Source organism: Mucilaginibacter gossypii (assembly GCF_017569325.2).
GTDB classification, from domain to species: domain Bacteria; phylum Bacteroidota; class Bacteroidia; order Sphingobacteriales; family Sphingobacteriaceae; genus Mucilaginibacter; species Mucilaginibacter gossypii.
In genome coordinates this window covers 832,449-848,731 of record NZ_CP071878.2, presented here as the reverse complement: position 1 = coordinate 848,731, position 16,283 = coordinate 832,449, and the positions used below count along the sequence as shown (strand labels likewise).

11 protein-coding genes are annotated in these 16,283 nt (G+C 41.0%); 3 read left to right on the top strand and 8 right to left on the bottom strand.

The features are described from left to right. Positions 1–163: 163 nt before the first annotated feature. The 8 genes from J3L18_RS03670 to J3L18_RS03635 all read right to left on the bottom strand — a co-directional run bounded on the left by J3L18_RS03670 (position 164) and on the right by J3L18_RS03635 (position 11,571). Positions 164–1,345 carry a FecR family protein gene (locus J3L18_RS03670; RefSeq protein WP_129570721.1) on the bottom strand — a complete coding sequence of 394 codons (1,182 nt, stop codon included), beginning with the start codon at positions 1,343–1,345 and terminating at the stop codon, positions 164–166. Positions 1,346–1,502: 157 nt separating this feature from the next. Continuing rightward, entirely contained in the window at positions 1,503–2,090 is a 588-nt protein-coding gene (locus J3L18_RS03665) for an RNA polymerase sigma-70 factor (protein WP_129570722.1), read from the bottom strand. Between the two features lie 226 nt (positions 2,091–2,316). Then, a complete protein-coding gene (locus J3L18_RS03660) occupies positions 2,317–4,059 on the bottom strand; it encodes a DUF4091 domain-containing protein (protein ID WP_208102508.1) in 1,743 nt (580 codons plus the stop codon). Positions 4,060–4,172: 113 nt separating this feature from the next. Beyond that, positions 4,173–4,820, bottom strand: a complete 648-nt coding sequence (locus J3L18_RS03655; protein WP_129570724.1) for a carbohydrate-binding family 9-like protein — start codon at positions 4,818–4,820, stop codon at positions 4,173–4,175. Next, on the bottom strand, positions 4,820–5,947 hold the full coding sequence (locus J3L18_RS03650; protein WP_129570725.1) for a phosphotransferase enzyme family protein: 1,128 nt from the start codon (positions 5,945–5,947) through the stop codon (positions 4,820–4,822). The genes J3L18_RS03655 and J3L18_RS03650 overlap by 1 nt, the downstream gene beginning before the upstream one ends. A gap of 469 nt (positions 5,948–6,416) precedes the next feature. Further along, positions 6,417–7,502 (bottom strand): substrate-binding domain-containing protein, encoded by a 1,086-nt coding sequence (locus J3L18_RS03645; protein ID WP_129570726.1) that lies wholly within the window; start codon positions 7,500–7,502, stop codon positions 6,417–6,419. Positions 7,503–7,662: 160 nt separating this feature from the next. After that, on the bottom strand, positions 7,663–9,432 hold the full coding sequence (locus J3L18_RS03640; RefSeq protein ID WP_129570727.1) for an SGNH/GDSL hydrolase family protein: 1,770 nt from the start codon (positions 9,430–9,432) through the stop codon (positions 7,663–7,665). Between the two features lie 120 nt (positions 9,433–9,552). Continuing rightward, positions 9,553–11,571, bottom strand: a complete 2,019-nt coding sequence (locus J3L18_RS03635) for an alpha-amylase family protein (RefSeq protein WP_129570728.1) — start codon at positions 11,569–11,571, stop codon at positions 9,553–9,555. Positions 11,572–12,143: 572 nt separating this feature from the next. On the opposite strand from J3L18_RS03635, the gene J3L18_RS03630 reads away from it, so the two are divergent. The 3 genes from J3L18_RS03630 to J3L18_RS03620 all read left to right on the top strand — a co-directional run bounded on the left by J3L18_RS03630 (position 12,144) and on the right by J3L18_RS03620 (position 16,199). After that, on the top strand, positions 12,144–14,099 hold the full coding sequence (locus J3L18_RS03630; RefSeq protein ID WP_129570729.1) for a sigma 54-interacting response regulator: 1,956 nt from the start codon (positions 12,144–12,146) through the stop codon (positions 14,097–14,099). 284 nt (positions 14,100–14,383) lie between these two features. Beyond that, complete coding sequence (locus tag J3L18_RS03625; protein WP_129570730.1) at positions 14,384–15,178, top strand: alpha/beta hydrolase; 795 nt, start codon at positions 14,384–14,386, stop codon at positions 15,176–15,178. 55 nt (positions 15,179–15,233) lie between these two features. Further along, on the top strand, positions 15,234–16,199 hold the full coding sequence (locus J3L18_RS03620) for an alpha/beta fold hydrolase (protein WP_129570731.1): 966 nt from the start codon (positions 15,234–15,236) through the stop codon (positions 16,197–16,199). The last annotated feature ends 84 nt before the right edge of the window (positions 16,200–16,283 follow it).

Below are 16,283 nucleotides of genomic sequence, written 5' to 3'. Positions count from 1 at the left end.
TGTATAAACTTATTTCATAACATTTCATACATTTGAACTTGTTTTGGGTTTAATCTGTAATTGGACTACGAATTTAATTTCATGGTAAAGCCCTAACTTTCCGGCCGGAAGTGTTCCACCACTTCCGGCTTTCCTTTTTAGGCTACCTTATGCTGGGTAATGATCACGGCATAATGATAACCCTCCTTCCTTCGATCCTGGTTTTTACGTTCCCTGTCTGTTCAATTATCTTCAATGCCTGCGCAAGGTCTTTTGAACGCGACACCATCCCTCCAAATCTTAAATTATCCACATTGCCCTGGTATTCTACCTCAACATTATACCAGCGGGCAAACTTGCTCATAATGCTTTTCAAATCTTCGTCGGTAAAAAGGAAATAACCATTTTTCCAAGCCACAACCTCTTCGGTATTAACCGGTTGTACCGAAATTGTGTTATTTGCGTAATGGATATCGGATTGCTGACCTGGTTTCAGTAATTTGGATTGATTGGCCTTGAGCGCAGATACCTTAACCGAGCCTTCTAATAAAGTAGTTTTAACCGAAGTTTCGTCCGTATAAGAGCTGATATTGAAGTGTGTACCCAGAACCTCCACCATCTGCTGGTTACTGATAACCTGAAATGGTTTATGTGCATTTTTAGCAACTTCGAAGTAAGCTTCTCCTGCTAATTCAACCTTGCGTACTGCACTATCAAAATTTGTAGGATATTTGAGCGAAGATCCGGCATTTAACCAAACCTTAGTGCCATCGGCTAAATTAACCTGGTATTGCCCTCCCTTTGGGGTTTCAATAACATTGTATTCGGGCAAACCCGGAGCAGTGGCATGAGATGCAGAGTTTTCAACTGTGTAAACCAACTGACCATTTGCCGCCTTAGATACTTTTGTACCCGATTGTTTGGCCAGTTCGCCGGATGCGGCATCATCCAGGGTAATTTTTGAACCATCGGCTAAAGTTAGTAATGCTTTATTTCCTCCCGGGGCAATACTGTGCTTGTTTACGGGATAGATACTATTTTTTGCGATGAAATATGAGCTGTTATGCTTCATGTAAAAAACCAATGAAGCCGACGCGATCAGCAATGTTGTGATAGAGGCTGCCACAAACCACCTCCTCAGAAAAATCATTTTTTTAGGTGCAGATTCACGTTTTTTTATCTCCGATAGTATCTTGCTGTACAACTCGTTCTTTGTTACATTCTCATCGCCCATTTCAAGCTCATCCCATTGCAGCTTGTTTTTTTGGAGTGTATCATAATAGCTTAGCAACCGGGCCTCCTCTTCGGGGGTAGCCTCGTTTGATAAGTATTTGTTTATTAAGTTTATCAGTGTTTGTTTTTTCATTTGGGTAGTTATTGTATGTAAGTAACCCTAAACAGGCCATACCCCCAAAGAATAATAAAATATTTCTACAGCATTAAGGAATCATGAAATTTTGGAGAGTAAAACCCGTAATAATATTAAGGAAGGGATAAATGCAACGAGATACAGGTAAAAAAGCTTAAAACCAACGCCCGCATAACATAATGGCGGCTATGCATACAAAATCGCCCAGCGTTTTGCGCAAGCGGTTCAGGGCTACAGTCAGTTGGTTTTCGACTGTTTTTGGCGCGATACCCAGCCGTTCGGCAATTTCTTTGGTTGATAAGTGTTCTTTGCGGCTCATAATAAAAATCTGGCGGCACTTTTCAGGTAACTCAGCAACACCTTGTTCCAGCAAACGGTTAATTTCTTTTTCAGACAGGAGCTCCTCGCCGCCGTTATTGCTAAAAAGCTCCTCCAGCCTGTTAAAAAGATCCGCTCTTACTTTACCCGAACGGATAACATTAAACACCTGGTAACGAACAGATGTATATAAATAGGCATTTAACGAAGTGAGTTTAAGATTGGCCCGTTTCATCCACAGGTTTACCAATACTTCCTGGGTTACATCTTCAGCTACCTGGCGATCTCTGATGATGTTATATGCTGAAAGATAAAGCTTTGACCAATATTTATTATAAATACGTTCAAACGCCCCAAGGTCATTTTCCCTGATCAATGCTATAAGATCCTCATCCGTCATCAGCTGAACTTCCAGGCTATTCATTCTGCATTATAAAATTTATAATTGGCATCATCCAAAGAATGTACTTATTATCGATTATTGATTTTAACTTTTTAAAATTAAAAAAGCTATTTCTTAAGGGCTTGGTGTAAGCCATTTATATTAAGCTTTTCAAAATAATCAGAAGGTATAAATAAAGTCAAAAAAAAACTGAAAATGAAAGCGGGCAAACAATTAATATAAATTATTAAAACGTTTTTTTTGCGATTTATAAGCTATTCAGTCGTTCCTGCGCGGCCTGAAGTGTTTCGGCGGCAGTCTTATTTTTCAACTCGCCTATGTCAAAACCTTCCAATATATTTTTTAGCTGAAGCAATTTATCCTGCTGGTTATTTTTCATAAACCGTTCCTTTAAAATATTAATTTTTTCAAAATCCTGGATGCCCTCGATCAATCGTTCCAGGCGAACAGAGGACCGTGGACCGGGATAAACCAGGTAAGCATCGCCCGATGACCATGACCCAAATCGTGTATCACGTAAAGGATCTTTGGTCCAGCAATTGTAAGCCCATCTCAAATACCCGTCATATCCTTTGTAAGCGGCATACCATGCCAACCAAACACACTCGGCCGGGGCCGAAAAACTGAATGTATTGGGATACCCTTCTGTGCAGCAGGTATAATAGGTGGTATTTAAACCCGATTCCCTGCGCAAACGAATTGTTGCTTCATCCATTAACTGGTTTGACGCCACACTATAATCAAACAAATCTTTTTCAATTTCCGGATGATAATTGCCCGCTAACGAAATCTTAAAATTTTTATCAGCGCTTTTTATTAACGCTATAGCTTTTTGCATATCGGCCATGGATCTTTCGTCCATAGCTATAGTGGTTTTATTAAACCATCCTTTTTCTTTAAGATGGCGGGCAAAATCCATCAGCATTGGGCGCCAATGTGCCTCGTACTCTGCCGAGCCGGGTTTAGCCACGATCATCGTGTCTTTTCTCAGGGCTTCGTCATAGTAGTAAAACTTTAGATTCCAGGGAATCATACTATAGCAGTTGATTAACTTATTAATCCCCAATGACATCATAAAAGACACCCACTTATCAAATACTGAATAATCGTACCTCCATGAGCCATTCTTATTTTTTGTCCATTTTATCATCGATCCGTAAATATCATAGGTTTGGCTATTCCACGGATCATGAATGAGTGTGGTAGTAATTGCTTTCTGCCCGGCATTTGCCAGCATTTTCATGTAAGGGCGCATTACATAAAAATGTTGCTTTGACCATGGCTTTACACCATACACCCGGGCCACCGAATAGGGATTTTGCCACAAGTCAAGGTGAAATTTCCAGTGCTCCGGTGCAGGCAAAGTATGGTTAAGCACTTGTATAGCGTAATGTAAAATTAAAGGGGGCTTGCCTTTGCCCTCAATTAACTTCACATTCCCCTTGTAAAGGCCTTCAACAGCGGTAGCCGGTACACTCACACTTAACCAAACCGGCCTGGTTGTATTTTTACCCGCCGGAAGCATTTTTACAGGGTCAATAACATCCTCAACAAGGCTGGAATCATGGCCGGGCAATATACCACAGCCACCGCCTTCGTTGTTTAACCCATCGGCCATCACATAACGTACAAAACTCGCGTTTATATTTTGTTCGGGGATTTCATGCCCTTTACCATCTTTAAGTTTATTCCATATAAAGCTTAGTTGTTTCAGATTCCGGGTTGTCCATATCAGGAATTGAGTATGCACTTTTTCTCCTTTCCAGGCTTTGGTTTTCCATTGAGCCTGTAAAGGAGATATAGCAGGAGCATTATGTTTATCATAACGTATATTGGCGGTAGCGAAACTTACATAAACTCCGGGTTTCAGCGTACTCCAGCTTGCCTGTTTTACAGGTTTGGGATCCGGAAGCTCCTGGTAAGTTTCATCAACTTTAACCTGTGCCAAAGCCACTGCACTATATAATAACATTATTAATATAAGTTTCATTCTCATAAAATCGTCGTTCTTCCGGGATCTACATTATCAATAATAAAAACAAAAAACTCTGTGCTATTACCTTGCAAATAACTTAAAACACATATAAATGCCGCATGGCTATGTTAAGCTTCAAGCTTTATTTCCCCAAAAAACTCCGGGTGGTGAAAGTCAGGGTCGTCGCATTCAATATTATGCCACGTTAAAAAGTGTGGCTCAGGTAGTTCATCGCCACATTTATAAAAATTAGCATGGCATTGTTGTCCTTTTAATGATGTAAATGAATGATGATAAAACACATCCAACGGTAACATCAGGGTAAGCTCCCAGCTAATATCGCCATGCCCAATATTTGTTTGCTGTGTTAACCGCACCTGAGACTTTATAAGCCGTATTAGCTTTTCAGGTGATAACTCGCGATTTTCCCTGCCCCTTCCGAACCCAAGCGAACAAGTTCCGATACAGTTAAACCCAAAATTGTAATACTCCAGCTCGGTACCAAAACCAATGAAAAATTCCACACAGCTATCCTGGTGAACGGGTTCGTTGGGCTTGTAACAGGAAGCTTTTATCGCTTTTTCTTTTACGTAATATTTCAACATAAAACAATCATTGCTGTAAGCTATCGCAAAATGAACATCGGGTTTGTAATCATAATCGGGCCATGGTACAATTCCAACAAGGTGCTTCTCCTGCTCGTCTAACAAAACAGACACGTGTTCAATAGGACTGCTTTTGTCCATATCTTCTAAAAATGCTACTGTAAGTTCCATTATTTAATTTCGGTTGTTATCTGTATGTACTTTTTTGCTGTGTTATGAATTATCTGGTCTAAAACATCGTAATTCTTCTCAAGCTTACTAAGCAGCTCGAACTGTGCCCTGGCTCGCTGTAAATTATGTTCGGGAGAGTGGATCTTGTAATAAACATCCCCTTCTATATAATCCGTCAGGAAACGCACACCCTGCATATAGGGTATTAATAAAACTCCCATCGAAAGCGATTTAACTTCTGTATCTGACAAAAAGCTACCGGCGTATTCAAAATACCCCGCTGCATAAGCTTTAAATAAGGGGATGTTTAGCTCTATTTTAGTAACATCCTGCTCATCCTCGGGCGCGGTATTGATGATAGTGCGGATGGCATCGCCAAAATCATATGCCACATAGCCTGGCATAACTGTATCCAGGTCAATTACACATTGTTCATGATCATTCATATCAAGCAATATGTTGTTGAATTTGGTATCGTTATGAATAATGCGCAGCGGCAATTTCCCTTCCTTTCCCAAATTCATGATAGTAGCCATCTGATCTGCTCTTTCAATTATAAACGACAACTCAGTCAAAACATCCTTAATCCGATTTTTCGGATCAGCCAATACCGCTTTGTTTAAACGATCAAGCCTCATGGTGATGTTATGAAAGCCGGGTATAGTTTCGTAAAGTAATCCGCTATCAAGATCTGACAACAGTAACTGGAATTTTCCAAATGCTTTTCCGCCTTCATAAGCTTGCTGTTCGGTTAATACCATGTCATAACTCTTGGTATCTTTCAAAAAACAATACATTCTCCAGTAATTACCTGTTTCATCACAAAAAAAACACTGTTTGTCTTTAGCCGAAACTATTGTCAGTACTTCTTTGTCAGGGCTTGAACCCGGAATGCCGGTCAATTTTTCTTTTAAATGATCTGTTACTAATTGTACATTTTTCATCAAAGCCGGAACGTTTTCAAACACGTGATGATTGATTCGCTGAAGCAAATACCCCGACAAACCCGGATTTGTATTTTTTAAATGAAATGTATCGTTTATGTGCCCGGACCCATACGGAGTAATAGCTGCGACATTTCCTTCAATGCAAAAATTGGATACTATTTCAGAGATATTATATGACATTTATTTTTCGTTTATACGTTGCGATCAGTAAAATGTTTACGAACACATTAAATTAGCATAATCACCTTGATACAAATATAATTATATTAGTGTGTTCGCACACACTTTGTTAATCTTTTGTTACTATTTTTTTCATGAGGATAATGCACCGGAAAAACCTTCGGATCATATAAATGAAACAGATTAATCAGCGAGAACTTATCGGTGGATATCGTGCTGAGCTGAGCCCCTCTGGTTGTGCACAAAAAATGTTATTAAAAAGTTTTTTGCGTACAAGGACACTAAGCCGCAAATGGGAAACTTAAAAGCATAGCGCCGTTGTGAGAGATCAAGTAATTTATTGTACCTTTTTTTCTTAACCCATAAAAATTGGGCTTTGGCAGAAAAGGATTTGACTGGGGTTTGAACCGGATAACCGAACAATGGCGGATACAGACCTGTGAATGAAGGACAATTAGCTAAAGAGAGATCAGATATCTAAATAAACGGCATCCTCATCATCAACATAATAGTTCGCATTTTCCTTTGTAACGATATCAAGCGGAAGATACTTGATAATGGGTACTTCCTTTTTGAACACCAGGCTGTCGGTTAACTGGTAGATGCCCCAATAGCCCTGCCCTTTCGGGTTTTGATTGATCAGGAAACTGATTGTCCCTTTATTCAGAAAATACAGATTGGGAGGCAATAAATCATATCCTATTATTTTAATATGCTTTATATATCGCTGTTCCAGGTACTTCGCAATTTCATGAGCTTTAGATGTTGTCACGAAAATACTGCCTAAATCAGGGGTGCTGTCAATAATATCCCCCAGTTGTTTCATAAAAACAGCGGCATTTGACCTGTTTAACTCAACCCTCAGAATTTTGTACTGATGATCCAGGTTATTTTGAGCAAAATAATTGCGAAATCCCTGCTCTTTTTTTAAAAGGTGAGCGGCGTTGCTCGTCTCTTCATCAATGTGTGCAATTAAAATACAGCAGGAATCGGGTTGCCCATAATGAATAAGCTTACCAGCCAAAAACCCGCTCTGATATGAATCCTGGCCTATATAACTTAAAGGCTCACATTCAGCAATTTGTGTATTAAACAGCACAAAGGGAATTTCGGCAGCCTTCCATTTCTCGAAAAAAGGCAGGGTTTCCCGGTAAAATATAGGCGATAAAATTATGCCGTCGGGCTTATCAGTGGTTAATTTATTGGCCTTGCTTATAAATGAATCTACATCATATGGATCAAACACATATTGTTGTACAATAATGCCATATTGCTTCAAGTCTTTTTCTGCCTTTTCAATTCCGGCTTTAGGCGCGTGCCAATAGAAATCAATTTCATGATCGGGTATTAAGGCTGCTATTTGGTATATTTTATTGGATCCCAAAGCCCTTGCCATAAGATTGGGCTCGTAATCCATCTCTTCAATAATTTTGAGCACTTTCTCTTCTACCTTTTTTGATACCCGCCCGCGCTTATGCAGTACTCTGTCAACCGTACCCGTCGAAACCTTCGCTTTTTCGGCAATGTCTTTAATGCGAACAATTTTATTCTTCATAATAAACTTTAGCGTAGAAAAGATAGCAAAAGTAATTTAATATAGTCCATCTCATCAATATCGACTATCATTTGATAGAAATTACTTTTAAAACAATTCCGCTATACTGAACTTATTTCAGCGTTGCACATGTCAAGCGCATTTCATACCAGCATCTTTATTATTTTTTAAGATATGGCACCAATGTTACCGCCAGCTTTTGATAACCAACCTCATTGGGGTGCAGGCCATCTCCGAAAAGTGATTCATCAATCTTCCCTTTATGGTTAAGCAATAGTTTGCCCGGATCAATAAAACGGACCTGGGTTTGAGCTGCCAGTTTAGCAATGGCTTTATTGAGCACCTTTATCCGGCTTTCCATCGCCCTCCTGGGCAGCAAACCCGACAAAATAACCTCCGCTGTGGGCTGACGTTCCTTCACAGCCAGCACAAGCATTTTCAACCCTTCTGATATTTCCTGGTCACTGCAGGCAGACAAGTTATTGGTGCCTATCATAATCATCACTTTGTCCGCCTTAAACCCTTCTATTTCTTCATGGTATACACGCCATAGCACATTCTCTACCTGGTCCCAGCCAAAACCAAAATTTTTCACACCCAGAGGTTCGATATATTTATCCCACGAATCAGCTCCTCTTGCTAAAGGCGCCTTAGGCTCACCACCCCAGTAATTCAGAATAGAGTTACCAAGAAATACAATCTTTGGCGAACTGGTTTTGATAAGCGTTAATATTTCATTATGCCTGCTTCGCCAGTCGTAATACCCATCCCTGCTTTGCACTACAGGCCGCGTGGTTGAATAGCGGCCAACTGGTTCATTAATTATAACACGGATTGTTTTTTCAAATGCTGCGGCATACTGCTCCATTCCGATATCATTAGGATGTAAACCATCAACTGTTGAGTTGATACCAAATCCAATTTCTTTGCCAGTCAATAAATAAATGCCTTTTGCTCCGGCTGCAGTCAACTTTGAATAAGCCAGGCCAAGCACTTTATTGACATGATCATAACCGGCATTTCTGCCCGTGTCCAATAGTCCACCCGTGTTACCCCCGCTATGTTCAACAAGCAATATCGGCACCAATGGGTGCTTCTGCTTTAAAGTTTGTATCGCTGCAGATAAACGTGCTTCGATTTCCTGGTCAGAAAAACTTATCATATTAGGCATACAATCAAGCACATATACTTTCGCATCCACCTCTGCCATCAGATCAATAACTGATTTCTCAAGCAATCCGGAGCCGGAAAAACCAAGATTAATCAACGGGCGATCCAGCGCGCGCTGCAAAATGGAGGTCCATGCTAAACCTGGCCTTGAAGCACAGGCCCCCTGCGCAATGGATGTTCCGTATACAAGCACCGGCTTTTCTTTGGATAAAGGCATAAAATTAAATGCACTACCAAGTGGAACGCCTATTTCAAGCCATGATAACGAATTATACAAAGGCAGGAAAAGCCGGTATTCATAACTTCGCCCCGCAAAATCGGCACTTACCTTAATATTTGAAAACCGGTAAGTAATCGTATCCTTAAACGAGAAACTACCCGGAGCAAGGCACCATTGGCCATTAGGATCCAATACATAAAGGTCCAACCCACTTACACCAGTGGCCGGCATATGTGACATAGCAAACTCGCCATTAACTTTATACCGGATAACCAAATTCTGTGCATCTGTTTTAAACTTAATGTACAAACCGGCACTGCTATGGGAGATGTTCCACACATTGGGATTAAGGCCCTTTTGAGCACGCGCCGGAAGCCTGTCATAACTACCTGCCGTTTCTTTTGACCAGGCCTGCCCTTCTATAACCGGAAAATCAGCCTTAACCGGATTATACCATTTATATGGAGCTAAATTTTGCGAAAAAGATGTTTTATTAAAAAGGCAAAGGATTAGCAATACTACTACGAATACGCGTTTCATTTTTATTTATTTAAAAACAATGTTGCCATACACACCCTCATGCAGGCCAATGCGTTTGCGCGCACACTTACAACATCAATTTATAATTCAAATCAGAAGACAAACAAATGGATTAAACCGTCATTTTACAGGTACAGCGTTTAAAACCATCACTTCAAACGGCTCAAGCTTAACAGCATGAACGGCTCCCTTAAACACATACGACTTCGTTTCTTTACTGTTAACTTTCGCATTATAAAAGATATAATCTGGAGTACTATTTGATGGCAATTCAAATACTTCCCGGGTATTAACCAGGTATGTTTTAGCTGTATTCGAGGGATTTCTTAAGGTAAGAACAGCCTTTTGCGGAGACCAGGCTGCAAAACCGTAAACATCCCCTTTGGATGGATCGCCGCCTACCCAATGCACATCCGGCATAATATCCGCATTTTCGCGCGACCATTTTATGGCAGCGGCAAGGCAATTCCAGTTGGCCTCGTTTAGCTTATGGGGATTGATATACAACTCCTGCAAACTGGTTCCAGATCCAAAAAACGACCATATCTCGTCAGAAATATCTTTATCATCCATGTCAAACTTAGCAGGCGCGCCATTATCCGCAATACAAATCCCGTGATACATCAGGGAGCTCAAAGGATAAAGGGGAGCGCGCATTACAATATTCTTATAGGCCTGACCATCCCGGTAATTGAGCCATTGCTGACGACCATTGCCCTGCCCTTGCGTGTTTGTATCCCAGCCATTCCGCCAAATTACATCACCATATTTAAGCCAAAAAGGCGACGGCCAGGTACCTATGGTGAGGCTAAAATACAAATCCGGTTTTACCTTACGCAAGCCCGTTACTAAATTCAGCAAAGACTCCATATCTGTTTGATATTCAACAGTGGCACCTGTAGACTGATCTCCCGCCCCTACACCATCAAATTTAAACATAGAGATACCATCACTGGTTACGAACTTAGCGGCAGTACTTTTAAACCTGGACGAATAAACCGGCCCGGAAAGAGAAAACCCATGCAAATTAGTTTCAAAAGGAGGATTTTGGCTTCGGCCATACTGTAGCCGCTGTTCCTTTGCCTGCTCGTAACCACCCCAGGGCGACATCCACACTCCCAATGAAGCTCCGTATTTATCAGCCAGCGCTTTAATGTTATCAAAACCTGCAGGGAAATTCTTTTGGCTGATCTGCCACAATGTTTGGTTGTCATCCCAGCCATCGTCAAACAAAAATGCGTTTAAGCTAATATAACGTTTTGCCGTAAGGCTGTCACCAAATGCCTGAATACGATCAAGACAACCAGCTTCGGTTAACTTACGATCGGCCCAGGACAGGTCATACCATGAATTATAATGAAGCATCTGGCGGTATGGCACTGCTCTTTCCCGCTCAAGGTAATAAAGAAATCCCCTTCGTAACTGGCCTTCAGGGGCAATTCCCCATACGGTAGAAGCTTCGAAATCAAGAGTTGGCTCCTGCCGTTCAATATAACTGCAGATCCGGCCATTCTGATTATTGTATTTACTTATTGGACTTTCACAGGCAAAAAAGAAATCATCCGATACCATTGGCGATCCGTCCACAACCCCCAACGGCTTAATGCCCGTTTCTGCCGGAAAATTGATCAGATTCAATTTCCTGATCTTTAAAGAGTCTTTCAAAGCAAAAACGCCGAAAACTTGTCTGATATAATTGGAATTATCTTTCAAAACAGCCTCCCACTTTACACTAACACCATATTTCACATTCAAAAATTCGGCTAAAATTTTCACACCATCTTCCTTTTCAGAAAATTTAACTGCCCCAGGATCTCCTTTGATCTGAACAATTTGCGGAATGGTGCTTAATTGAAAATCAGCAGAATTGATTATAGTACCATCCTTAAACTCTAATCCAAATAAAGGAGAGCCTTTTAAATTAATTTGTTTCTTATTCTGAACGGCAGATTCGTTTATGGTAATTATCGATTTACCAGCAAGCCACTTTACAGATAAACAATTATTTTTTAAAACCAATGTCCCTTTAGTAGAAAACGCCAATGCCTTGCCCGGTTTTACACCCGAAAGAAAAACATCCTGAGCTTTGGTAGCGCTTGTTAGGCCGATACAAATTAAAAACAACAGTCTTTTTAGCATAGTTGATAAATTACGAGAAAAAAGAGAATAAGTATTTGTGTGTACGCACACACAAATATAAAACATAATTAATACCTCAAAAATTGGACGGGCCTGTTTGACACTCCAAACAGGCAAAAATGATGAGATCATATGTAATGTACGAGAATACAGTGCAAAACAATCGGTTGCGCCATTTTTCGACTACAGGTACAACATCACGCTATTTCAAGAGAAGATTGACATATATGACAAATAAGAGACGTACTTCATTAAAGATATCAAGCATAATGCTTTTTAGCAGTGATTTTATGATTACTATTTGAGTTAAAACAACGAAATATCGTGGTTCTTGAAATTCAAACCTTACGAAATATGGTTGTAATTATTAATCCATAATGGCCATCCATGTAGATCTCGGCATGAATTAAACCTTCATGTTCGTTATATTAGGTGAAAGTGATGTAATTTTAACTGATTTGAGTCGAGCGGCTGATTAAGCGTTACTTTCGATTCATTTGGCAGGATTTATGAATTAGTGCGTTTACAAAAACTGTAACCGACTAATGTAATCAATATCAGGTGGGCTAAACATGACAGACCAGTTAAGTAAGAAGATCTTGATCGTCGAAGACGAATATATCATTGCTGATGTTTTACGCAATTTATTACAGAATGCCGGCTATGATATATGCGGTATAGCTGATTCAGTTGATGAAGCCCTGGAGTTGATCGAGATCAATAGGCCTAATTTTGTCTTGTTGGATATTTACCTGAAAGGCAAATTAACCGGTATCGACCTGGCGAATCAGTTAACGGAAGAAAATATTCCATTTGTATATCTTTCTGCGAACTCCAATCAAAGTATCCTTGAAGAAGCAAAGAAAACGAATCCTTACGGCTTTATCGTAAAGCCATTCCGCGAAAAAGATGTTCTTGTGGCTTTAGACATTGCCGTTTACCGGCATGAAAACAACCTTGAAAATAAATTGAGGCAAAATGCGGCATTGCAGAAAAAAGTGGCACGGATCATTGATTTGCAAGCAGACTGGACTTACAAACTGATGCAAATCGGCCAGGCACTTCAACCTTATATTCCATTCGAATATCTATCCGTTGGCCTTAAGTCAAATGACAACAATAATGACGAAATTGGATTTATGCGTATTGGATTCGAGGAATACCAAACCATTGGTCCCAAGGAACTTATGGTTATCACCAACAAAAAATCATATGAGCTTTCAGCCTTGAAAGGAAAAAGCACATGGGAGCAGTTGGCAACCTGGTATGACGAAAAGGAGCTGCAGGCGGCTTTTAATGAACAACCGATGAGAAAACTGATAACGGAAACGTTTTCAATGAAATCGCTTTTGGTTTTTCCGGTACCCTTGTCTGGCAACCAGGCAATTTATTTCTTTTTCTACGGCCGTCGGCCAGACGCATACGACTCTGATCATTTAATATTGTGCGACCAATTCAGGAATTTAATTGGTGATTTTGCCCAAATCATGGTCTCTGACTCAAAGAGCCCTTTGGGTAGCAACCCCGTTTATAATGGAGTGCACAGAACAGCGGGACAGGAAATGAGTGCTAATTTATTTGCCGGGATTATCGGAAGCAGCCACCTTTTGTTAAATGTTTTCGATAATGTTCAACAGGTAGCGCCGGCGGATTCTTCCGTCCTTATCCTGGGCGAAAGCGGGACAGGCAAAGAAAGAATCGCAGAGCGTATTCATTACTTGTCCCCGCGTAAATCCAAACCATTTATTAAGGTAAACTGTGCTGCTTTGCCTGCCACTTTAATTGATTCCGAATTATTTGGACACGAAAAGGGTTCTTTTACCGGAGCGTTTGAGAGAAAAATAGGGCGGTTTGAACAAGCACATACAGGAACATTGTTTTTAGACGAAATTGGTGAAATCCCGTTGGAATTGCAGGTAAAGTTGTTGCGGGTACTGCAGGAAAAGGAAATTGAACGTATCGGGGGTCGAACTACTATTAAAACTGATGTTCGCATTATCGCTGCTACAAACCGCAATTTAGAAATGGAAGTCGCTGAAGGTCGCTTCCGGCTCGACCTGTATTACCGATTAAATGTTTTCCCGATTGTTATGCCTCCGCTACGCGAGCGTAAAGAAGATATCCCCGCGCTTGCTAATCATTTTTTAATTATTTACAGCCGCAAAACCGGGAAAGCAATTAAAGGCTTGTCGGAAAAGGTTTTGGAAAGTATGCAGACCTATCGCTGGCCCGGCAATATCCGTGAGCTCGAAAATCTGATCGAAAGAAGCGTGTTACTGGCTAAAAGCGACTTTATTGATACAATTGCATTACCATTCCAAACTGAGCAACCAGCCATGAGTTTCATTGCGAATGCAAGCGTTCAAACAATGAAAGAAAATGAGAAAACACATATTCTGCGGGCATTGAATGAATGCGGCTGGAAAATCTGGGGCCCTGGCGGTGCCGCCAGGTTGCTGAATTTACCGCCGACTACCTTAAATTCCAAAATGAAGAAATTAGGCATTACAAGATCCTTCCAAAAATAAGCGGGACAAGTGTTCGTTTGACTGTCTTCCGGGCCAAGCTATCGCAGCAAAATAACTGCAATCAAGGAACATCGCAGGCTACATCGCACTGTATTGATTCCCAAAATACCTTCTAAAAACAACGCTATTTCGTTATAATGCTGAGCCAGCTACGAGATAAAGTAACGCGGCTATAATTACATTTTACAAAAATCTGATTATCAATCATTTTCAAGCACTGGCATATCTATTGAGTTGATCCCGGCGACTGCCAGTCCGATTTCAATTTTAACTATCAGAACACCATGAACAAAGATTCTTCAAAAACCATAGTCTTTATAACAGGAGCATTTGTGAGCAATTCGTGTTGGGACGAATGGCGTATTTTTTTTGAAGGAGAAGGCTATAAAACGATTGCTCCTCCATGGCCCGCTAAGGATGGCGCAGCCAATGACCTGCGGCAAACGCAACCGAACTCCTGTATTGCGGCCCTACGGCTGGAAAACCTAACGAATTATTTCGACGAGTTTGTCCGGCAATTGCCTGAAAAACCTATCCTAATCGGGCATTCGATGGGCGGGCTCATTACCCAAATTTTACTTGAACGGGAATTGGCAGCTGCCGGAGTAGCAATACACTCCTTGCAACCGCAAGGCGTCTTCACCTTCAAGTTCTCTTTTTATAAAGCCGGTTGGGGTCCACTTGGATTTTTTACTTCAGCAAAAAAATCCTTTTTAATGTCTTTTAAGCAATGGCAATACGCATTTACAAATGGGATGTCATATGAAGAACAAAAGGAAGGGTATTACAAATATCTTATACCAGAATCCAAACTGGTGGTTAGGGATGCCATATCCAAAGCTGCAAAGGTCGATTTTAAAAAGCCGCACGCACCTTTATTATTCATAGCAGGCTCAACCGATAATTTTATCCCGGCGTCACTGAATTACGCCAACTATAAAAATTATAAACATACAGGATCGATAACCGCCTATAAAGAATTCGAAGGACGAAATCATTTTGTTCTGGGTCAACCCACCTGGAAGGAAGACGCAGATTTTATTGCCCATTGGATAGAGCAATTGCCCACCGGAAAATAGAACAACTTAGCAAATGACAGTAACAATTATCAGACAATAAAACCCCATCAAAATCATGAAAACAATTACCAAATCATTTCTCGTTCTTTTAATAGTAGCAAGCGCCGGTTGGCTGGCCCCAACACATGCCTCAGCTTTCATGGCGGCAACTAAACCAGCTTCTACGACAACGCCTGCATCACCCCCAACTGGTTTCAAGCACCAATACGCAACAGTAAACGGCGTCAAAATTCATTACGTAACCGGCGGTAAAGGAGAGCCTTTACTTCTTATTCATGGGTTCGGTCAAAACTGGTATATGTGGAACCGTTTGTTGCCTGAGCTTTCAAAACACTTCAGGGTGATTGCACCTGATCTGCGAGGCGTCGGCGAATCAGCGAAGCCAGCCGATGGATATGACAAAAAAAATATGGCGATAGATATGCACGAATTAATGAAAAAACTCGGCTATAAAACTATCAATCTTGCCGGACACGACATCGGCCTGATGGTAGCCTATGCTTATGCCGCACAATTCCCGAACGAAGTTAAGAAACTGGCATTGATGGACGCATTGCTGCCAGGGGTTGAGCCTGTCTGGAGCCAGGTTAAAGCGCAGGCATGGTGGTTTGGCTTTTTCGCCCAGCCACATTCAGGCGAGCTCGTTAGTGGCAGGGTTGGGACATTCTTCACCGATTTCTGGCCTGTGGTGGGTTATGTAAAAGACGCATTTACGCAAGCTGAGCGGAATGAATTTATCCGGGCTTATTCGGTTCCAGGTGCTACCACAGGGGCTTTTCATTGGTTCGGTGCATTTAACCAGGACGGCCAGGATAACCTTGAGCTGATGAAGAATAAGCTGCCGATGCCTTTGCTGGCTATGGGATCAGATCATTTTGCTGGTTCTTTTCTTGCAGAGCATTGCAGGCTGGTAGCCACAAACGTAAAGGAATCAATCATCAAAAATTCAGGGCATTGGGTTGTGCAGGAAAATACGCCGCAGGTTCAGAAAGATCTGCTCGATTTCTTTCTGCAGAACTAAGGCGGGTAATTAAAGTAATTTGCTATATTTAATTTTAATGGTCACTATGTTATTTGCTTCATTGGGCTAATAATGTAGTGACCG